We start from the raw sequence: 16,937 nt of genomic DNA, 5'->3' as shown, positions 1-16,937 counted from the left end.
CCCATGCGCATCCCCGTACCACTGAATGCCCTGCGCGCTTTCGAAGCCGCCGCGCGTCATCTGTCGATCAAGGACGCCGCCCTGGAACTGGCGGTCACGCCCTCGGCGGTCAGCCACCAGTTACGCACGCTGGAAGACCTGCTGGGCGTCGAGTTGCTGCGCCGTGTCGGTGGCGCCGTGGAGCTGACCGACGCCGGCCGCCGCCTGGCCCCGACTCTGAATGCGGGCTTCTCCCACATCGCCGCCTCGGTTCAGACGCTGCGGGACGAACGGCTGGACGGCCCGCTGCGGCTGCACACGCTGCCGGCGATCGCCATCAACTGGCTAGCGCCGCGGCTGGCCGCCTATCCGTTCGGGACCGCCGAATCGGCGCTCGACATCACCACCGTCCAAGGCCATGCCGATCTGGCGGCAGGCACCGCCGACGTGGGCCTGTGGTTCGGCGAGCCGCCGTGGCCCCGACTGGTTTCGGAGACGTTGTTTGCCGGCACCCTGGGCGTCTATGCCAGGGCCGGCTCGCTGGCCGCCACCCCCGAGGGACGATTGGCGCAACTGGCGCAGGCGCACCTGTTCGTTTCCCGCTATGGACTGCACTGGGAGCAATGGCTGCAGACCCTGCCGGCCGGTCCGCAACACCCCGCCCTGATCACCCAGGTCGATTCCTGCGGCCTCGCGCTGCAGGCGGCCAGCGAAGGAACGGGGCTGTGCCTGGTGGTGGCACAACTCGCAGAGCGCTCGGTGCGGGCAGGCTTGCTGGAGCCTTTGTTCGACCATGAGGTCCCGGCCGGTGGGGATTTCCACCTCGTGTATCCACCCGCCCTGGGCGAGGACCGGCGCCTCGACGCCTTGCGCGCCTGGCTGCGTGAACACTGTCCGCCGGAGGATGACGCCGACGATCCGAAGGTCTTGACGGCATGACACACATGAATGCCGCACCCCCGTGCGATCAGCACGCCCTGTCGGATGACAGTGTGACGCTTCGACGGCTCGTTGCCCATGACGCCGTTACGCTTGCCTCCCTGCTGGCCGCCTATGGCGACGAAATGCGTCACGAGCAAGGCGCCGGGGCGAATGCACTGGCCCGTGCCAATGCCTTGATCGCCGATCCGATCGCGGAAGTGCTGGGTGGCTTTCTCGGCGACGAACTCGTCGCCTTCGCAGTGTTCTTCGATCTGCCCGAGGCGATCTCCGGAGGGCGGTCGGGCCAGCTCGACGACCTGTACGTCCTGCCCGCCGCGCGCGGGAAACGACTCGCGCAGCGGCTCATCACGGCCATCGCCGATACCGGGCGATCACGCACCTGGATTCATCTGCGCTGGCTGGTCCCCAAGGACAACCCCGATGCCATCCGGGCCTACACGCGCTTCGCCGAGCCCGCCGGCTGGAAGAGCTACGTGCTTTGGCTGGCCGGTAACGAGCGGTGGTGAAGCCATGAACAACCTGCAGCAGGTCGATTGGTCGCGTCTTCCGCAGCCGGAGGACGATGGAGGGGCTCGCCACCTGAAGGGCATGCGCCTGCCCACGCTTGAACTGGCATCGACGGATGGCGGCCGTGTCGATCCTTCCCGCCTACGCGGACGCACGGTGCTGTATCTCTTCCCGATGACGGGCCGGCCGGATGCCGCACTGCCTCCAGGCTGGGACGAGATTCCAGGAGCACGGGGCTGCACCCCGCAATCCTGTGCCTTCAGGGATCATTTCGCCGAACTGAAGTCCTTGGGCGTCGCCCAGTTGTTCGGCGTGTCCACGCAGGACACCGCGTACCAATGCGAGGCGGTGGCGCGCCTGCACCTGCCTTTTCCCTTGCTGTCCGACCATCGCCTTTCATTTGCAACCGCGCTCGGTCTGCCGGTCTTCGAGGTGCAAGGCCTGGCGCTGCTCAAGCGGCTGACCCTGATTACGCACGATGGCGTGATCGAGCATGTGTTCTATCCGGTGTTCCCGCCGGACCGGAATGCCGACGATGTCGTCGAGTGGTTGAGGCAACGGCCAGCCACTTGAGCTTGGCCAGTCAGCGACACGATCAGCGCTCATGGTCGTGCGAAGTTCTCGTCAGGTCCCGCTCACCCGCAGAAGGACCATTGCTCCAACCACACCCACAGCAGTTCCATCGACAGCCAGGCGCGGAACACCAGCACGCCCGCAGCCAGCAGCACAGCCAGCGGTGCCCAGCGCCTGAACCATTCGCGGCCTTGCCTCATGAAGTCGCCAACCGTGGATCGGCGCGAACGATGGTCCTGTCGTCGATCGGCCAGTGCAGAACCGTCGCCAGCAGGCCCAGCGCAATCGCCAGCAGCCAGATGCTCAGGTACGACCCAGTGGCCTCGAACATGCGGCCACCAAGCCAGACACCGAAGAATGATCCCAACTGGTGGCCGAAGAAGACGAAACCAAACAATGTGGTGATGTAGCGCACGCCGAAGATCTGAGACACGAGGCCATTGGTCAGCGGAACCGTCCCGAGCCAGAGGAACCCCATCACTGCAGCGAACAGGTAAACGCCCCAGGTGCTGAGCGGCAGCAGGACGAACAGGGCCATCGCCACCGTGCGCGCCAGGTACAGGCCTGCAAGCAGGTACTTCCTGCGCAGCGTGCCACCCCAAAGCCCCAGCAGGTAGGTGCCGGCCACATTGGTCAGCGCAATGATCGCCAGCGCGGCAACGGCATCGGTGGCGGCCAGGCCCCGGTCCAGCAGGTAGGCTGGGAGGTGCGTGGCGATGAAGGCGAGTTGGAAGCCACAGGCCAGGAAGCCCAGGTTCAGCAGCCAGAAGCCGCGGTGGCGGAAGGCTTCACCGATCGCCGCCTTCATCGACAGCTCCGTGCCGACCACCGCGTTCGAGATGCTTGCGTCGCGCATCGGGAACGCCAGCGGCAGCAGCAACGCCATGACCACTGACAGAATCAGTAGCGCACCCGTCCAGGCCCAACCGCCGATCAAGGCCTGCGCAACCGGGACCATGGCGAACTGCCCGAGGCCACCGATGGCGCCGGCCAGCCCCAGTGCCCAACTGCGGCGCTCAGCCGGCACGAGGCGGCTGAGCGCGCCGTAGATCGCACCGAATGCCGTGCCCGACAGCGCGATGCCGACGCACACGCCAGCGCCCAGAACAAAGGCCACGTGGCTGTGCGCCTGAACCATGAAGAAAAGCCCCAGCGCATAGAACACGAGCCCGCCCGCGATGACCTTGGCCGAACCGTAGCGGTCGGCAATCATCCCGGTGAAGGGTTGGGCGAGACCCCAGGTCAGGTTCTGCACCGCCATCGCGAAGCCGAACATTTCGCGCGACCAGCCGCGATCCATCGTCACCGGCAGCAGAAACAAGCCTTGCACGTGCCGCACACCGAGGGCCAAACCCATGATCAGTCCGCCGGCCAGGATCGGAATCCAGAGCGATCGGCGCTCGTTTGCCGATGCTGTCGAGGGGGCGTGGTTCGTGTTCATGTCGTGCCTCCCGTTGCTTGCGGATCCTCCGCAGGTCGATGCTTCAGTGCGCCGAGGAGGCGGGCCGGTGGCTCGCCAGTGCGCAACCAGTCCAGCGCCAGGGGCCACAGTGCTTCGCGGAAGCGCTCGTGGAAGAAGGCGAAATGGCCGATTTCGGCCTGCCCTATGGCCGCGGGAGCCAAGCGCAGGTGATGGCGTTCGCTGCCGGTGTAGTAATCCAGCAGGCGGTCCAGCGCCGGGACCGTGCCGAATGGATCGTCCTCGATGCCCAGCGCCAGGATCGGTGCGCGCACCTGGCCGAAGCGCCGTGCCAGCATTTCGGCTTCGGGCTCGCCTTCCAGCGTCTCCCGGCCGCGGCGCACCGTGCCCTCGAAGCGGGGCCCCATGTGCGCCCAGTCCAGCGCCACGCCCTTGGGGGTGTCTTCCATCCATCCCAGGCGCTTGGCCGGCACGTAGCCCATCACCCGCGCCAGCAGCGGCATGGCCACGTGCCAGCGCAGGAACATGGCGCGGCGCGCGGCGGGCGCATAGTCGCGCCAGTAGGCGTATTGCGCCCCCATGGTGAAGATGCGCCGCACGCGGTGTGCGGACGCGGCCAGCCCGATCACGAAGCCCCCGGCGGAGTGGCCGACCACGTCGATCGGCTGGCCGGGGAATCGCCAGGCGAGGTACTGCAGCACACCCTCGAAATCGTGCTGCCCCCAGTCGATCCAGTCGGCCTGCAGCCGACGCAGACCACGGTGTCGCGATTCGCCGATGCCGCGGTAGTCGTAGGTCACCACGTCCCATCCGTGGCTGTGGAGCCAGTCGGCAAAGCGCGCGTAGTACCGGCAGCGCACCGAGGTGGCCGCGTTGATGACCGCGACTGGATGCGGATGTCGTGGATCGCAGGGGCGGCGCCAGGCGAATCCACCCAGGGCATAGCCGTCGGCGGCGCGAATGTTGATAGGCTCAGCCATTCACCGCGAGACCCTGAACCAGCAGTACCACGGCCTGTGCGCCGGCCTTGCGATCCTGGGCAATGCGTTGGTACTCGGCCGATTCCGCCCAGTCATGGAAGGCGGCTTCGTCGGGAAAGGACATGAGCACGAGCTTCTGGTGCGGCCAGGTGCCTTCGATGGTGCGAGGCTGCTCGTCCGCAGCCAGCAGACGTCCCCGGTGGCGGCGGAACACCTCCATGAAGCGGGCCTGGTAGCGGTCGTAGGCGGTCCGGTCGTGGATGGTGAGTTGGGCGATGGCGAAAACGGTCATGACGAAGACTCCTCGCCGCGATGGCGATCCGGATCGGCGGCTGAGGTCGATTCGATGCGGTCGCCCTGTGTGCTTGGGCTGGAGAACACCAGGAAATGCACATCCTCGTCGCCACCATTGGCGGCGATGTGGCGATTGCCGGCCGGGACATGCACGCCTTGACCAGCTTCCAGCAACACGTCCTGGTCGGGCGTGCTCAGGCGCAGGTGGCCACTGAGCACGTAGAAGAACTGGTGCGCCCTGGCGTGCCAGTGGGGTGCTTCGGCGCCGCCTGCGGGCATCCATTCCTGCCGCACCTGCATGTGTTGCAGTTCCAGCAGTCGCCAGCCCAGGCAGACCCCACCCCAGTCATAGCGGTTGCCGTCGTCGGTCCGGACGGCGCGCAGCAGTGCCGTCATGGTGTGTCCTCCTCGGCGGGGACGCCGTGCAGAGCCTCGCCATGGACCTGCCGCCCGTTCTCGAAGCGCATGATCTCGCACATGCGCGTGCGCTTGCCGCAGGCCTGCGCCACGTAATGGACGACGACGGTCTGCGCCTCGACATCGCAGATGGCCGAGATGAGTTCGAACCGCAGGTCCGGCCTGTCGGCGAGCGCGGCCAGCCAGTAGCGGCGCAGCGCGTCCTTGCCTTGTACCCGCGTGCCACCGGTATAGGGCTGGGCCAGCGCGCTCACGAACAGTGCATCGTCGGCGTAGGCGGCCAGCACCGCCGGCACGTCGCGCCGGTTCCAGTCGTCGATCCAGGCCAGCGCATGGGCCCGGAGTTGATCATGAGAGAGTGTCGTCATGGCATCACATCCAGAAGAGAAGAACGGTCAGGGCGGCCAGGGTCGCCATCGCACGATTGACCACGCGAGCGACGGCGCGGTCGCGCAGCCAGGGCCGCAGGCCGGCGCCGAAGGCGGCCCAGACCAGCATGCAGGGCAGTCCGATGGCGGCGAACACCAGGCTGACCACCAGCAGGCGCAGTGCGTAGCCTTCGCCCGGCGGCAGGAAGGTGGACACCACCGTCACCGAGATCAGCCAGGCCTTCGGATTGACGAACTGGAAGGCCAACGCCTGCATGAAGCCGATGGGCCGGCCGGCTTCGGTCTCCTCCAGTTCGGCCGCGCGCCACAGGCGCGCGGCCAGCCAGAGCAGGTAGAGGCTGCCCACGACCTTCAATGCGACCTGCAGGCGAGGTTCGAGGGCAAACACCGCACCGAGGCCGGCGCCGGTGATCCCGAGCTGCACCATCACGCCCGCGGGGATGCCCAGCAGGTGCGGCCAGGTTCGGCCCAGGCCGAAGAGCAGGCCCGAGGACATCAGCATCACGTTGTTGGGACCGGGCGTGATCGACATGACGAAGGCATAGACGATCAGCGCCACGAGGGCGGTATGTTCCATGGGAGTTCGCTGGGACGGGGAGTACCGGGGCGTTGAGGGAAAGACGAGGCCCGTCCGCGAATTGATTCTGGGCCGGGCATGGCGTCGGCTCCAGCGAGAAATTTTCAGTCCCACCTGAGATATTCGCGCTTGGCCGCAAGCGTCATCGCGCAGCAGACTTCGCAGGTACTGCCCGGCGCTGCCGAATCGATGACGGCCCGGCACTTCGGGCGGTTCCTCGCAGGAGAACCCATGTCTTCCGATTTCATTCGATGCGCGTCGCACCCAGACGGCTATGCCGAGTTGGTCATCGACCGGCCGGCAGCCCGCAACGCCCTGTGCCGCTCACTGACCGATGCGATGGCCGCGCACCTCGACAGGCTGGCGGCCGACGCCGCCGTGCGGGTGGTCCTGCTGCGCGCCGAAGGCGAACACTTCGCGGCCGGTGCCGATCTCAAGGAAATGCTGGGCATCAGCGCGGAGCAGGCGCGGGCCACTGACTTCGCCGGTTGCTGCGCGCCGCTGGGCACGTTCCCCAAGCCCGTGGTGGCGCTGGTGCAGGGCTTCGCGCTCGGCGGCGGCTGCGAACTGGTCGAGATGTGCGACATCGTGCTGGCGGCCGAGAACGCCGTGTTCGGCCACCCGGAGGTTCGCGTCGGCACCATGCCCGGTGCGGGCGGCACGCAGCGCCTGCCGCGCCTGCTCGGCATGGCCAAGGCGCTGGACCTGCTGCTGACCGGGCGCCGCATGGACGCCCGCGAGGCCGAACGCAGCGGGCTGGTCTCGCGCATCGTGCCCCCCGATCACCTGCTCGAAGAGGGCCGCCGGCTCGCCGCCGACATGGCGTCGCTGTCGGGTGAGGTGCTGGTCCTGATCAAGCAGGCCGCGCGTGCCAGCGCCAGCCTGCCCATGGACGAAGGACTGCACCGCGAGCGGGCCGCCTTCCACCACACCCTTTCGCTGCCCGACCACGAGGAAGGCATGCGTGCATTCCTGGAGAAGCGGCCACCTCGATTCAACCCCCTCTCCACTGCAAAGGAACCTTAGAACGATGACCCAAGCCGCCCCATCCTTGCCGCTCGATCCCCAGGTCGAGCGAATCGTCCGCGACAGCTTCGCCCGCCAGGGCCTGATGCACCACCTGGGCGCCGAACTGCACGAGGTTGCGCGCGGGCGGGTCAGCATCCGGTTGCCGTTCCGCGAAACCCTCACCCAGCAGCATGGCTACTTCCATGCCGGCGGCACCAGCGCCATCGCCGACTCGGCCGGTGGCTACGCGGGCTTCACGCTGTTTCCACCGGACAGCTCCGTGCTGACCGTCGAGTTCAAGATCAACCTGCTCGCCCCCGCGCAGGGCGACTACCTCGAAGCGGTCGGCACGGTGGTGCGCTCCGGACGCACCCTGACCATCTGCCAACTCGAAGTCTTCGGCGTCACCGAGCAGGGACGGGCCCAGGTGGCGCTCGGCCAGCAAACCCTGATCTGCCTGCAGGGCAAGCAGGATCGATGACGTTTCCGGTGTCCGCGCAAGGATGCGCTCGGCGGCCAGTGCCGCCATTCATGAAGGAGAACCCATGACCCCAACCTCGACCCAAACCCTCGGGACCCTCGACACAACCCGCTGGCTGCGCGGACAGTCCAACGCGACCAAGGTGCTGGCGGTGCTGTTCGGCACCCTCGTGCTCACCGCGTCGTCCCACGTCAGCGTGCCTATGGTGCCGGTGCCAATGACCATGCAGACGCTGGCCGTCACGCTGGTCGGCGCACTGTACGGCTGGCGCCTAGGTGGCCTGACGATCCTCGTCTGGCTGGCCCAGGGCGCGCTCGGCTTGCCGGTGTTCGCCGGCGGCACGGGAGGTCTGGCGCGCTTCCTGGGACCGACGGGTGGCTACCTGCTGGCTTTTCCCGTGGCCGGCGCGCTGACCGGCTGGCTGGTCGAACGCGGCTGGCATGGCGGGCGCGTCGTGTTGGCCTTCGCGGCGATGCTGATCGGCAACGCCCTGTGCCTGCTGCTCGGCGGCGCCTGGCTGGCCGCGATGGTTGGCGTGCAGAAAGCGATCGCCGTGGGCGTGGCCCCCTTCGTCCTCGGCGGCGTGCTCAAGTCGGTGCTTGGTGCAGCGCTGCTCAAGGCCATCGACAGCGGTACCCGCAAGGCGGCGCACCGATGACGCGCGTTCCGGGTCGGCCCGGTACATCACGATGAACGCCCTCGATGCGGAGCAGGCGCGGCGCTTTGCGCTGGCGTGGCTGCCCGCCTGGACCGGCAACGATCCTCAGCGGCTGGCTGCCTTCTATTCCGAGGATGCCTTCTATCTCGACCCTGCCGTACCCCAAGGGCTGCGGGGAAAGCCCGCGTTGCTGGGCTATTTCGAGCGCCTGTTGGCACGCAATCCGGCGTGGGTCTGGACGCAGGTCGAGGGCATCCCCATGCAGGATGGCTTCCTCAACAAATGGCGCGCGGACATCCCGGTCGGCGGTGAGGTGTTGACCGTGGTCGGCGTATGCCTGGTACAACTGGACCATGCGGGCAAGATTCGCCGCAACGAAGTGTATTTCGACCGCAGCGAGTGGATGACCAGGATGGGAGCGGCATCGAAACGGGATCGGGACGGAGGGCCATGAGCGCACAGCGAGCGGGAAGCGTTTGGTGGACAAGGATCTACGTCTTCGTGGTGGAGCCGGTGCTCCTGGTGTCGGGCCTGACGCTGGTGCTTGCGTTGCTATCGTCCCTGCGCGCGGACCCTGGCCCCGCCAGACTGGCTGCCGCCGTCTTCCTCGTCACCTCCGTCATGGGGCTCATGGTCCTGGCCCGACAGTATGGACGCCGCCTGCGCTGGCGAGGCAGGCACATGCCCTTGCCCCGCTTCCCGGCGACGCTGCGCATTCCCATCGCGCGCGCCGCGTGGTGGGAAGTGCTGGTCATGGGCATGGGGATCGTGTTCCCTCTGCTGGTCGTCGTGCTGCCGCCCCTCGTCAGAGGTGTCGGCGAGACGGAGCCTGTCGTGCTCGTCCTTGCGCTGGGCGGCGTCATCCTGGCCGTGGCGCTCACATGGGCGATCGTGCGAACACTCGTGCGGCGGTTGCGTCGCCTCGACCCACCCGCCGACCTCGTGGCCGATGCCCACGGCCTCACGCGCGAAGGCCCCCAGCGGGTCTTCGTTCCCTGGCAGGCGATACGGGCCATCGAACATGCGAAGTTCCGCATCTGGAACTCGCACCTGCACCTACTGGCGCTGAAAGTCGATGATCCGCATCGATATGGCCTGGACACCGGCCGCTTCCAACGGCTGATGCTCAGGGGCACCACCGACGAACGCGGCATGAACGTCGGGCTCATCAACCTGAGCGGCTACATGCCTTCGCCATCGGACAGCGTGCGCGCGCTCCGCGACTACTGGGCCTCGGCGAGGCCATGACGGCGGCCACGGACCGCCGTGCCGGCGGCGTCGGCGGCCCCCACTGAACGAGCGTCCGGTCTGTCTGGCGACGCTACCAGATCGAGCGCCGACAGCAGCGCATCGCCCTCGATCGGACCGTGCAGCAGCAGCGATTTCCCGGTTAGGCCGTCGTCAAGCCGCACGGTGGGCGTGGCGTTGATGCCGCTGCGCAGGGCCTCGTCGGCCTGCGCGCGAACGATGGCTGCGGGGCGGTCGCTGTCCAGGCAGGTCCGCATGGCGGTCGTCAGACCTGGCCAGGCCTGCTCGGTGGGCAGCCCCTGGCCATCGCCGCGGGTGTTTTGGTAGAGCCAGGCGATGGCACCGAAGAAGGCCTCGTGGCCTTGCGCTTCGCCTGCGCACTCGGCCACGCGGGCCAGCCGACTCGCCTCGGGATCGTGCATCGCCAGCGGCAGGTGATGCCACCGCAGGCTGGCTTCGGGATGGGTATCGATCCAGGCCATCAGGGTCGGGTAGTAGGCCTTGCAGAACGGACATTCCAGGTCGGCGTACAGCGTCAGCGTGAAGCGCGCATCGGCTGGGCCGTGGCGCCAGGGTGGGCCGGCCGGATGCGCCTGCGCGGCCTCAGCCCCCGTGCGCGGTGTCGGCGCACCGGGCGTGCGGTACAGGAGCCAGCCCAGCAGGCCGGCTACAAGCATGCCGGCGACCACCCAGGGCAGCCGTGGCAGGCGCCCGGCGCGCTTGCGAATGGCCTGGGATCGGCTCGGCAAGGCGGTTTGCTTCGAGGGCATGACGCGCTCCGGTCATTTCGGCAGGGACAGCGGCGGCGATGCGATGCCACGCGCCTGGTCGATCTTTTCGGCCACCTTGAAGGCGGCATCCAGTTCGCCGATGCCGTACTGGCGCATGAGTTGGTAGCGCTCGGCCTTCTCTTCCGGCTCGGTCTGCGCAAGGGCCAGATAGAGGCTGGGCGGCACGGCGCGGAACAGCACTTCCATCGACTTGGACAGGATGACGCCCTCGCTGAACTTGCCCGCCTCCTTGCGCGCGGACAGCATCAGCGCCTTCTGCGCGGGCGACAGTTCGCGGAACCGGGCGATCTTCTCCACCTCGTCGGGCGGCATCGACAGGCAGATCCACCACTCGATCATGTTGAGCATGGGCTCGGCGGCCTGGGGCAGGTCGTCGATGTTCTGCGTCGCCAGCCAGTACCACGCACCGAGCTTGCGCCACATCTTGGTGATCTTGACCACATAGGGCGCGAGCAGCGGGTTCTTGGTGATGATGTGGCCTTCGTCGGTGACGTTGATGATCGGCCGGCCCAGGAACTGGTCGCGCTCGGCGATGTTGTTCACCGTGTTGATCAGCGAGATGTAGGCGATGGAAAGCTGCGCGTTGTAGCCCTCGCGCGCGAAGGTGGCCAGATCCACGATGGTGATGTCCGCCTCGGGCCAGGGCGTGCCCGGACGGTCGAACATCTCGCCGTCCGCGCCCTGGCAGAGCATGTCCATCGCATCGGCCATCTCCAGCAGCCGCGCGCGCCGGGCATCCGGCAGGTTGGCGTCGCGGGCGCGTTCGCGCAGCGCGTCGCGCACGTCGCGGGTCAGCACCGTGCGCGCCTGTGCCACGCAGCGCTGGGCGGCGTCCAGGATGCACTGGCGAATAAGGCTGCGGTCGGCGCGCGTCATGCGCGCTTCCTCCTTGTCCTCGCCGCCGGTGATCATCAGCCGGGCGGTGATTTCGAGTTCGCCGAGCACGTCGCGCTGGTCATCCCCGTCGTCGGCCTGATGGGTGTCGCCGTCCTCGTCCAGAGCGTCGGCATCCAGCGTCTGCACCTGGCCCGGTGTATCGACCAGGCGCCAGGCATCGGCGAATGGCGCCAGGCTCACGCCCGCGCCGGGTGCCAGCTTCACGCGATGCACGCTCAGGCCCAGCCGAGCGGCGAAGTCACCGAACAGGCCAAAGCTGTTGCCGGCCTCGACGATGAACAACCTGGGCCGGTAGATCGCCGTGACCTGGTTGAGGATGTTGTTCAGCGTGGCGCTCTTGCCGGAGCCGGTCGGCCCGAACAGGAACAGGTGGGCGTTCATCTGCCGGTCGAGCCGGTTCAGTGGATCGAAGGTGATCGTGCCGCCGCCCCGGTTGAAGAAGGTGATGCCCGGATGGCCGGTGCCCTGGCTGCGCCCCCACACCGGCGCCAGATTGGCCGCGTGCTGCGCGAACATCAGTTGCGTGTACCACTGCCGCTTGTCCGCCGCCGGGTCGAACAGGCAGGGCAGCCAGCGCAGGTAGGTGTTGAGCGGGGCCACCTCGTCCTCTTCGCGCACCGGTTGCAAGCCCGCATTGAGCATGACATTGACCAGTTGCAGGCCGCGGGCGTCGAGCTGCGCCATGTCGCGGCCGCGCAGGTAGAACGCCAGCGTGCCCCGGTACAGCTTGTGCGCGCTGCCGATGAGGCCGCGGGCCTGCTGCACGTCCTGGCGCGCCTGCTCGCTGGCGAGCGTCTCGCCGACCGCCTTGCGGGCCAGGTGGTTGAGGTGCGCCTCCAGCACGTCCTGCGGCGTGGCGACCAGGGTCAGGCACATCACCGTGTCCTCGGGCATCTGGTCGAACAGCGCATTCATCGCATCGCCGCCCTTGCGCGTCTCGCCGGTCACGTGTCCGGTCGCGGGCGGCGAGCGCAGGCGGTCCATGACGATGGCCCGGTGCGGCATGCCGTCGAAGAACCACAGGCCGCGGGCGACATCCGAGCGCGGCTGACCGAAGAACAGGCGTTGTGCGAAGTCGCCGCTGGCCAGCTCGATCTCGCCCTCTTCCTGTTCCTCCGGGTAGCGGGCGAGCGCGTAGAAGCGTTCCCGGTCTTCGGCCGTGCTGCCGAGCGCGCCGGGATTCGGGTTGAACCAGCGCAGCAGCCAGTCGTGGATGTCCGCCGCGCCAAGGCGCCGGGCCTTGACGCCGGCATTCGCCAGGCCGCCGGCCAGGCGGTCGCAAATCGTCGCCAGGGCCTGCTCGGGCGATTGCCCCCGCCGGGCCGATGCGGCGTCCGGGGTGCGCCGATAAACCACCATGCGCACGCGCCTGGTCTGGCCGCGCCACGGCAGGCGTGTGACCGTGGTGTCCTCGAACAGGCCGCCCGGCTTCGCGATCGCGCGCAGGTGGTGCCCGAAGAAGCGCAGGTAGAACTCGCTGAACGCGCTGCCCTGCGCGCGTGGATGCAGGTACGCCCCCAGGGTGCGCAGGTAGTGGTCCCAATCGGCTTCGTCCTGCGCGTAGAGCTGCACCACCCACGGGTTCTCGTCCAGTTCGTCGAAGGAGTCCTGCAGCGCGTTCTCCAGGGCATCGCGGGCCTGCCACAGCCAGGCGGTCTCGCGCCCCTCGGTACCGATCGGCTGCAACTCGAAGAACGCCGCCACCGATTGGCCATCTTCGAGCAGCATGCACTTCGTGGCCGGCAGGTACTCGACCCAGGGCAGCAGGTCGGCGAAAGACGGCGCCACGTCGTAGAGCGCCGCGTGGTCGGCCCGCGTCGCGGGTCGCCGATGATTCGACCCAAGGGCGGCGCCAGGTGCGTCGATGCCGTGCGCAGCGAGGCGGTCGACATGCCGCGTCCAGGCGTCCGGCTCGATGTCGGCCTGGACTGGCCTGGGGGCCGGACGACGCGGCCACGGCAGTCGCCAGCCCATCAGTAGTCCTCCAGCCGCTCGCCGGGCATCGCGTACTGCACGCGCTGGTAGAGCGGGAAGACGGTGCTGTAGCCGGGCACCGGTACTGGGTCGGTGCCGGCCAGGTGCGGAAAGACGTACATGACCAGATCGGGGTTTGGCAGTCGATGGAACTGTCGCTGGATCTCGTTCGCTGCCGTGCGGGTGTAGGCCGCGTTCCGGGCGGGCGCCGCGAGGGTGTCAGCGTCGGTCAGCGGACGGCGCAGGTCCTGGCGTGCGTCGAGCAGCAGGCGGCCGGCCTGGCCGCCGCTATAGCCGCCAGTCTCGTGCTGCCAGATGTCCAGCATGGTGTGCTCGCCCCGGGGCAGCAGCTTTTCCGAGCTGGTGGCACAACCCGCGAGAACGGCGGCGGCGAGCAGGACAAGGGGACGGTCAATCCAGGTCCGACGCATGTGCTTCTCCCATGAGGTGATTCACCCGGCGCCCCTTGGCGTCGTGGTCGATGGCGATCGGCTGCTCCAGGTGCACGGCCACCCTGGCGCCGGGCTGCACGTAGACCGCAGCGAAGGCCTGGCCGTAGAGCTTGTTGACCCAGTCGGCCATGTCGCGCACGCCACCGGCCAGGATGCGGCCCATGGCCTCGTTGCCCGAAATGCCGACCGTGCCCAGCGAACCGTTGTTGTTGGCGACCACGGCCACGCTGCCGTTGTCGGACTTGATGAGCGAGGCGGCGCCCGCGCCGGCCGCGGTGATCAACGCCTGCGATCCCAGGTACTGCTGGGCATTGCTGCGGCGCTCGCCCGAGACGCACGGGATGCCGTAGGGATCGCTGATCCAGCCCAGGCCATCCAGCAGACTGGTGCTGTTCTGGCTTCGACTGCGCTTGCCGTCGTCCTCCGGCACCGTGCGGATGGTGCCGTCGCTGAACACGAAGGTGATGGAACGGACCTGCCCACGCACGCACGAGAGCGTCCAGTCGCCCGAGGCCGTACCGCTCACCACCGCACCGGCCACGTCGGGAATCTCGATCCCGTTGGCCGCCAGGTTGTCGGCCCCGATCAGCACCTTGAAGGGGAACGGGTCGTTGACGGTGCCGTCGATGGGGATGCGACCGATCAGCGCGGTCATGGCGACCGAGCCCATCAGCGTGGTATTGGCGGGCACCGTATAGACCGCCTGGGCGGTGCCGCCAACGGCTTGCGCAGTCCTGTCGCTGACGGCCTCCGCCGCAGCCGACAGCTCCGGCGAGGCCGGGCCGAAGCTGGAGGGAAAGGCGGGCAAGCGCAGGCTGCTCGAACCGCCCTTCGGATCGGGCCGGGCGTCAGCCGGTTCGATCCAGCGCATGCCGCCATCCTTGAGCGGTCCGCCGTCATGCCCGTCCAGTCCAAGGCCGATCGGCAGGTCGGCGACATCGCCCTTGCCGGACAACCCGTCCAGGCGGCGCTGCAATTCCTGCATCAGCCCTTGCGTCTGCTGCCGGTCGCTGGCGGCCTGGGTTCGCTCCTGTTCCAGGCGGCGGCGTTCGCTGTCGAGGGCGTTCTGGATGCGCTGGTCGATCGCACCCTCGCGGGTACGCAGGCGCTCGTTCTCGGCCTTGTGCTGGCGGTTGTCGCTCAGCGCGGTCTGCAGCTCGGTGCGGAGCTGCTTGACCTGCGCGACCAGGGTGGCGACGGTGTCGCGCGGGGTGTCGCCCGCGATGCCGAGCGCCTTCATTTCTTCGGGAGTGAGCTGCCCCGGAACATCCTGCTTGCCAGGCGCAGCGTCACTGCCTGAGAACAGCCTGGCACCGACGAACACCAGCAACAATGCCATCGGAATCAGCAGCCACTTCAACAGGGGATTACTCCTCATCGGACGTCCTCCCCGCAGCGGCGGCCGGCGGCAAGTTCGTGCCGGCATCGATGGGGCTGAGCACCGGCATCAGGGACTCGGCCAGGCCACGGCCGCGCGTGACCAGATAGACCACCGTGGTGTCGGTCGAAGCGCCCGCCGGCCCCAGGTCCGGATGCTGGAAGGTCGCGGCCACGAAGTCGCCTTGCAGCACCCTTGGATCGAGATCGATACGGTGAGGCGAGGTGTTGGTCAGGCGCACCGCGGTGACCCACTGGTCTTCGAGTCGCCAGGCCGCCAGCGCCCGCGCCTTCAGCGGCAGCGTTGGCAGCAGTGTGTCCAGCGCGAGCGGGCGCCGCAGCGGCACGCGCCCGATGCCGGCCACGGGCTCGACGGTGCGCAGCGGTGCGTAAAGGTTCTGCGCCGCGTAGCGCGTCAGGACAACGGTTATCGGCGTTTGCCGACGCCTCGCGGGTTGCGCTGCCTGGGTTGGACCGGCGGCAGTGTCACCGCTGGCCTCCGCGACGGCCTCCTGCAGGACGATGCGTACAGGCTCCAGCGGCTGCTCGCCTTCCCCGGCGTCCGTGGCTGCGATGTCGACCAGCACGATGGCGCCGGATTCCACGTCCTGCAGTTGCAGCCGCGTCGGCCCGATGGCCTCGCTGGCGCGCAGGTAGATGGCGCCACCCGCGCTCTGCACGCGCAGCCGCTCGCCCAGGCTCGGGGGCAGGCCGACACGCACGTTGCGATCGATGAAGACCACGCGCTCTTGGCCGACGACCAGCGGGACGGCCAGCGGCAGCCGCTGCCAGCGCAGGACCTCGATGGCATGGCTGTCCGGCACCAGGCCGAAGCCAACGGCCAGGCTCGCCACGATGGTGAAGACGTGGTGTTTCATGGGTTGCCTCCCTGCGAAAGGCCGCCGCCGGGCGTGCCGGACGGAGGCACTGCCGGCGACGGTGCCTCGATCCGCTGCGGCGCGCCGTCATAGCAGTCCAGCGCAAGACCGAAGGGGTTGTGCTGGGGATCGACGTCCAGCCGCACCACTTTCAGCGGATAGCGCACCAGGGCCCGCTTGACCTGCTCGGCGCCGTAGTACTCGTCCGCGCTGACATCGAGCGTGACGATCCAGTCGCGGCTGGAAACCGTCTTTACCCGCATCGTGGGGTTGTCGCCAAAGCCGCGCCCCGGAATCTCGTAGATGCCGCGCACCCGCTGGCGCAATTCGCCACTGCTGCGCCGGTGCTCGTAGTCCTGGCGCAGGAAGGCCTGGCAGGCCGGTGTGAAATAGGCCGACAGCGCGTGGAGGTTGCGCGGGTAGTCCTGTTCGCCATCCGTCGGCCAACGTTGTACCTGCTGCCAGACGTAGAAGGCGAACGCATAGACATTCTCGGGCGGCACATCCCACCAGGCGCGGGTGCTGCCCGAGCGCAGATCGGGGGGCACGTGGATCGTCAGTTGCCTCGGCGCACTCCACCAGCCGAAACCGAGCAGCAGCGCCACCACGAACAACGCACCGGCGCCCAGGCGCAGCGTGCGCACATGGGCCTGCAGGTGATGGACTTCGTTCCTGAAACGGCTCATGAGGCGGCTGCTCCGCGTGAGCGCCGGGTGGTCCAGTACCCCGAACGCGTGATGAGACGGTGTCCACCGAGCCAGGGCGCTGCCAGCGGATGGTGCAGCGCCAGGCGCCACTGCAGTTGCCGGTACAGCCAGGTGTCCGGGCGGCCGCGCTTCTGCCGGCGCAGGAAGCCGCCACCACCGAACACGCCAGCCGCCACGCCGGCCACGATCAGGGTCGGCACCATGGCGACGCTGTGCGTGGCCCAGGCCAGCGGCACGCCGGCGATGAACCCCGCCACCGCGGACAGACCGGCGCAGATCCAAAGTTCGTCGGCGGTCAGGCCCCTCACCACCACGGGCTGGCGGTTCAGCCTGTGCGGCAGGAAGGTCACCAACCCGTCACGCGCGATATCGTTCAAGGCAGCCATCG

22 protein-coding genes are annotated in these 16,937 nt (G+C 68.3%); 8 read left to right on the top strand and 14 right to left on the bottom strand.

Annotated elements, in window-relative coordinates; genetic code table 11:
* The first annotated feature begins 3 nt into the window (after window positions 1-3).
* Genes ACH5N8_RS11325 through ACH5N8_RS11315 form a run of 3 tightly spaced genes read left to right on the top strand, consistent with a single transcriptional unit; the run spans window position 4 to window position 2,001 of the window.
* Window positions 4-918 (top strand): LysR substrate-binding domain-containing protein, encoded by a 915-nt coding sequence (locus ACH5N8_RS11325; protein WP_483281375.1) that lies wholly within the window; start codon window positions 4-6, stop codon window positions 916-918.
* A gap of 5 nt (window positions 919-923) precedes the next feature.
* On the top strand, window positions 924-1,427 hold the full coding sequence (locus tag ACH5N8_RS11320; RefSeq protein WP_483281374.1) for a GNAT family N-acetyltransferase: 504 nt from the start codon (window positions 924-926) through the stop codon (window positions 1,425-1,427).
* Between the two features lie 4 nt (window positions 1,428-1,431).
* The gene (locus tag ACH5N8_RS11315) at window positions 1,432-2,001 is read left to right on the top strand and encodes a peroxiredoxin (protein ID WP_483281373.1); all 570 of its coding nucleotides are present in this window, start codon (window positions 1,432-1,434) and stop codon (window positions 1,999-2,001) included.
* Between the two features lie 62 nt (window positions 2,002-2,063).
* Here ACH5N8_RS11315 and ACH5N8_RS11310 read toward each other — a convergent pair whose 3' ends face one another.
* From ACH5N8_RS11310 to ACH5N8_RS11280, 7 genes are read right to left on the bottom strand one after another with little or no spacing between them, the layout of a single operon-like run.
* Complete coding sequence (locus ACH5N8_RS11310; RefSeq protein WP_153962035.1) at window positions 2,064-2,201, bottom strand: hypothetical protein; 138 nt, start codon at window positions 2,199-2,201, stop codon at window positions 2,064-2,066.
* Window positions 2,198-3,442 (bottom strand): MFS transporter, encoded by a 1,245-nt coding sequence (locus ACH5N8_RS11305; RefSeq protein WP_483281372.1) that lies wholly within the window; start codon window positions 3,440-3,442, stop codon window positions 2,198-2,200. The genes ACH5N8_RS11310 and ACH5N8_RS11305 overlap by 4 nt, the downstream gene beginning before the upstream one ends.
* Entirely contained in the window at window positions 3,439-4,401 is a 963-nt protein-coding gene (locus ACH5N8_RS11300) for an alpha/beta hydrolase family protein (RefSeq protein ID WP_483281371.1), read from the bottom strand. Before ACH5N8_RS11300 ends, ACH5N8_RS11305 begins: the two co-directional genes overlap by 4 nt.
* Window positions 4,394-4,693 carry a DUF1330 domain-containing protein gene (locus ACH5N8_RS11295; protein ID WP_073658555.1) on the bottom strand — a complete coding sequence of 100 codons (300 nt, stop codon included), beginning with the start codon at window positions 4,691-4,693 and terminating at the stop codon, window positions 4,394-4,396. The genes ACH5N8_RS11300 and ACH5N8_RS11295 overlap by 8 nt, the downstream gene beginning before the upstream one ends.
* On the bottom strand, window positions 4,690-5,091 hold the full coding sequence (locus ACH5N8_RS11290) for a cupin domain-containing protein (protein ID WP_073658556.1): 402 nt from the start codon (window positions 5,089-5,091) through the stop codon (window positions 4,690-4,692). The genes ACH5N8_RS11295 and ACH5N8_RS11290 overlap by 4 nt, the downstream gene beginning before the upstream one ends.
* Window positions 5,088-5,480: a nuclear transport factor 2 family protein gene (locus ACH5N8_RS11285; protein ID WP_026353018.1), complete on the bottom strand. Its 393-nt coding sequence runs from the start codon at window positions 5,478-5,480 to the stop codon at window positions 5,088-5,090. Before ACH5N8_RS11285 ends, ACH5N8_RS11290 begins: the two co-directional genes overlap by 4 nt.
* A gap of 4 nt (window positions 5,481-5,484) precedes the next feature.
* Window positions 5,485-6,078 (bottom strand): LysE family translocator, encoded by a 594-nt coding sequence (locus ACH5N8_RS11280; RefSeq protein WP_020649404.1) that lies wholly within the window; start codon window positions 6,076-6,078, stop codon window positions 5,485-5,487.
* A 231-nt stretch (window positions 6,079-6,309) separates the two neighbouring features.
* Between ACH5N8_RS11280 and ACH5N8_RS11275 the strand changes: the two genes are divergently transcribed.
* The 5 genes from ACH5N8_RS11275 to ACH5N8_RS11255 all read left to right on the top strand — a co-directional run bounded on the left by ACH5N8_RS11275 (window position 6,310) and on the right by ACH5N8_RS11255 (window position 9,473).
* Window positions 6,310-7,104 carry an enoyl-CoA hydratase/isomerase family protein gene (locus ACH5N8_RS11275; protein ID WP_088929045.1) on the top strand — a complete coding sequence of 265 codons (795 nt, stop codon included), beginning with the start codon at window positions 6,310-6,312 and terminating at the stop codon, window positions 7,102-7,104.
* Window positions 7,105-7,108: 4 nt separating this feature from the next.
* On the top strand, window positions 7,109-7,567 hold the full coding sequence (locus ACH5N8_RS11270; RefSeq protein WP_024889590.1) for a PaaI family thioesterase: 459 nt from the start codon (window positions 7,109-7,111) through the stop codon (window positions 7,565-7,567).
* 64 nt (window positions 7,568-7,631) lie between these two features.
* Entirely contained in the window at window positions 7,632-8,225 is a 594-nt protein-coding gene (locus ACH5N8_RS11265) for a biotin transporter BioY (RefSeq protein WP_217980118.1), read from the top strand.
* 31 nt (window positions 8,226-8,256) lie between these two features.
* Entirely contained in the window at window positions 8,257-8,679 is a 423-nt protein-coding gene (locus ACH5N8_RS11260) for a nuclear transport factor 2 family protein (protein WP_151181160.1), read from the top strand.
* Window positions 8,676-9,473, top strand: a complete 798-nt coding sequence (locus ACH5N8_RS11255) for a hypothetical protein (protein WP_151181159.1) — start codon at window positions 8,676-8,678, stop codon at window positions 9,471-9,473. Before ACH5N8_RS11260 ends, ACH5N8_RS11255 begins: the two co-directional genes overlap by 4 nt.
* Here the strand turns inward: ACH5N8_RS11255 and ACH5N8_RS11250 are convergent.
* From ACH5N8_RS11250 to ACH5N8_RS11220, 7 genes are read right to left on the bottom strand one after another with little or no spacing between them, the layout of a single operon-like run.
* Complete coding sequence (locus ACH5N8_RS11250; protein WP_263092814.1) at window positions 9,449-10,243, bottom strand: DsbA family protein; 795 nt, start codon at window positions 10,241-10,243, stop codon at window positions 9,449-9,451. The genes ACH5N8_RS11255 and ACH5N8_RS11250 overlap by 25 nt on opposite strands.
* Window positions 10,244-10,255: 12 nt before the next feature.
* On the bottom strand, window positions 10,256-13,135 hold the full coding sequence (locus tag ACH5N8_RS11245; protein WP_483281370.1) for a conjugative transfer ATPase: 2,880 nt from the start codon (window positions 13,133-13,135) through the stop codon (window positions 10,256-10,258).
* Window positions 13,135-13,566 carry a TIGR03751 family conjugal transfer lipoprotein gene (locus ACH5N8_RS11240; protein ID WP_024889596.1) on the bottom strand — a complete coding sequence of 144 codons (432 nt, stop codon included), beginning with the start codon at window positions 13,564-13,566 and terminating at the stop codon, window positions 13,135-13,137. The genes ACH5N8_RS11245 and ACH5N8_RS11240 overlap by 1 nt, the downstream gene beginning before the upstream one ends.
* Window positions 13,547-14,965, bottom strand: coding sequence for a TIGR03752 family integrating conjugative element protein (locus ACH5N8_RS11235; protein WP_151181156.1), 1,419 nt, complete (start codon window positions 14,963-14,965; stop codon window positions 13,547-13,549). Before ACH5N8_RS11235 ends, ACH5N8_RS11240 begins: the two co-directional genes overlap by 20 nt.
* Window positions 14,955-15,842 (bottom strand): TIGR03749 family integrating conjugative element protein, encoded by an 888-nt coding sequence (locus ACH5N8_RS11230; protein WP_279870438.1) that lies wholly within the window; start codon window positions 15,840-15,842, stop codon window positions 14,955-14,957. The genes ACH5N8_RS11235 and ACH5N8_RS11230 overlap by 11 nt, the downstream gene beginning before the upstream one ends.
* Window positions 15,839-16,528 (bottom strand): PFL_4703 family integrating conjugative element protein, encoded by a 690-nt coding sequence (locus ACH5N8_RS11225; protein WP_032958271.1) that lies wholly within the window; start codon window positions 16,526-16,528, stop codon window positions 15,839-15,841. Before ACH5N8_RS11225 ends, ACH5N8_RS11230 begins: the two co-directional genes overlap by 4 nt.
* Entirely contained in the window at window positions 16,525-16,935 is a 411-nt protein-coding gene (locus ACH5N8_RS11220) for a TIGR03750 family conjugal transfer protein (RefSeq protein ID WP_124128670.1), read from the bottom strand. Before ACH5N8_RS11220 ends, ACH5N8_RS11225 begins: the two co-directional genes overlap by 4 nt.
* Window positions 16,936-16,937: the final 2 nt, after the last annotated feature.

The sequence above is a fragment of the Methyloparacoccus sp. NF-16 genome, from assembly GCF_056880625.1.
Note: the sequence above shows the minus strand (reverse complement) of the source record. Positions and strands in the feature narration are given on the sequence as shown.

Bases quoted from the DNA above. Each gene is read 5' to 3' on its own strand.
- ACH5N8_RS11320 (WP_483281374.1), top strand. From the start codon at position 924: ATGAATGCCGCACCCCCGTGCGATCAGCACGCCCTGTCGGATGACAGT.
- ACH5N8_RS11275 (WP_088929045.1), top strand. From the start codon at position 6,310: ATGTCTTCCGATTTCATTCGATGCGCGTCGCACCCAGACGGCTATGCC.
- ACH5N8_RS11285 (WP_026353018.1), bottom strand. From the start codon at position 5,480: ATGACGACACTCTCTCATGATCAACTCCGGGCCCATGCGCTGGCCTGG.
- ACH5N8_RS11295 (WP_073658555.1), bottom strand. From the start codon at position 4,693: ATGACCGTTTTCGCCATCGCCCAACTCACCATCCACGACCGGACCGCC.
- ACH5N8_RS11310 (WP_153962035.1), bottom strand. From the start codon at position 2,201: ATGAGGCAAGGCCGCGAATGGTTCAGGCGCTGGGCACCGCTGGCTGTG.
- ACH5N8_RS11265 (WP_217980118.1), top strand. From the start codon at position 7,632: ATGACCCCAACCTCGACCCAAACCCTCGGGACCCTCGACACAACCCGC.
- ACH5N8_RS11250 (WP_263092814.1), bottom strand. From the start codon at position 10,243: ATGCCCTCGAAGCAAACCGCCTTGCCGAGCCGATCCCAGGCCATTCGC.
- ACH5N8_RS11325 (WP_483281375.1), top strand. From the start codon at position 4: ATGCGCATCCCCGTACCACTGAATGCCCTGCGCGCTTTCGAAGCCGCC.
- ACH5N8_RS11235 (WP_151181156.1), bottom strand. From the start codon at position 14,965: ATGAGGAGTAATCCCCTGTTGAAGTGGCTGCTGATTCCGATGGCATTG.
- ACH5N8_RS11290 (WP_073658556.1), bottom strand. From the start codon at position 5,091: ATGACGGCACTGCTGCGCGCCGTCCGGACCGACGACGGCAACCGCTAT.
- ACH5N8_RS11270 (WP_024889590.1), top strand. From the start codon at position 7,109: ATGACCCAAGCCGCCCCATCCTTGCCGCTCGATCCCCAGGTCGAGCGA.
- ACH5N8_RS11240 (WP_024889596.1), bottom strand. From the start codon at position 13,566: ATGCGTCGGACCTGGATTGACCGTCCCCTTGTCCTGCTCGCCGCCGCC.
- ACH5N8_RS11260 (WP_151181160.1), top strand. From the start codon at position 8,257: ATGAACGCCCTCGATGCGGAGCAGGCGCGGCGCTTTGCGCTGGCGTGG.
- ACH5N8_RS11300 (WP_483281371.1), bottom strand. From the start codon at position 4,401: ATGGCTGAGCCTATCAACATTCGCGCCGCCGACGGCTATGCCCTGGGT.
- ACH5N8_RS11315 (WP_483281373.1), top strand. From the start codon at position 1,432: ATGAACAACCTGCAGCAGGTCGATTGGTCGCGTCTTCCGCAGCCGGAG.
- ACH5N8_RS11225 (WP_032958271.1), bottom strand. From the start codon at position 16,528: ATGAGCCGTTTCAGGAACGAAGTCCATCACCTGCAGGCCCATGTGCGC.
- ACH5N8_RS11255 (WP_151181159.1), top strand. From the start codon at position 8,676: ATGAGCGCACAGCGAGCGGGAAGCGTTTGGTGGACAAGGATCTACGTC.
- ACH5N8_RS11220 (WP_124128670.1), bottom strand. From the start codon at position 16,935: ATGGCTGCCTTGAACGATATCGCGCGTGACGGGTTGGTGACCTTCCTG.
- ACH5N8_RS11230 (WP_279870438.1), bottom strand. From the start codon at position 15,842: ATGAAACACCACGTCTTCACCATCGTGGCGAGCCTGGCCGTTGGCTTC.
- ACH5N8_RS11305 (WP_483281372.1), bottom strand. From the start codon at position 3,442: ATGAACACGAACCACGCCCCCTCGACAGCATCGGCAAACGAGCGCCGA.
- ACH5N8_RS11245 (WP_483281370.1), bottom strand. From the start codon at position 13,135: ATGGGCTGGCGACTGCCGTGGCCGCGTCGTCCGGCCCCCAGGCCAGTC.
- ACH5N8_RS11280 (WP_020649404.1), bottom strand. From the start codon at position 6,078: ATGGAACATACCGCCCTCGTGGCGCTGATCGTCTATGCCTTCGTCATG.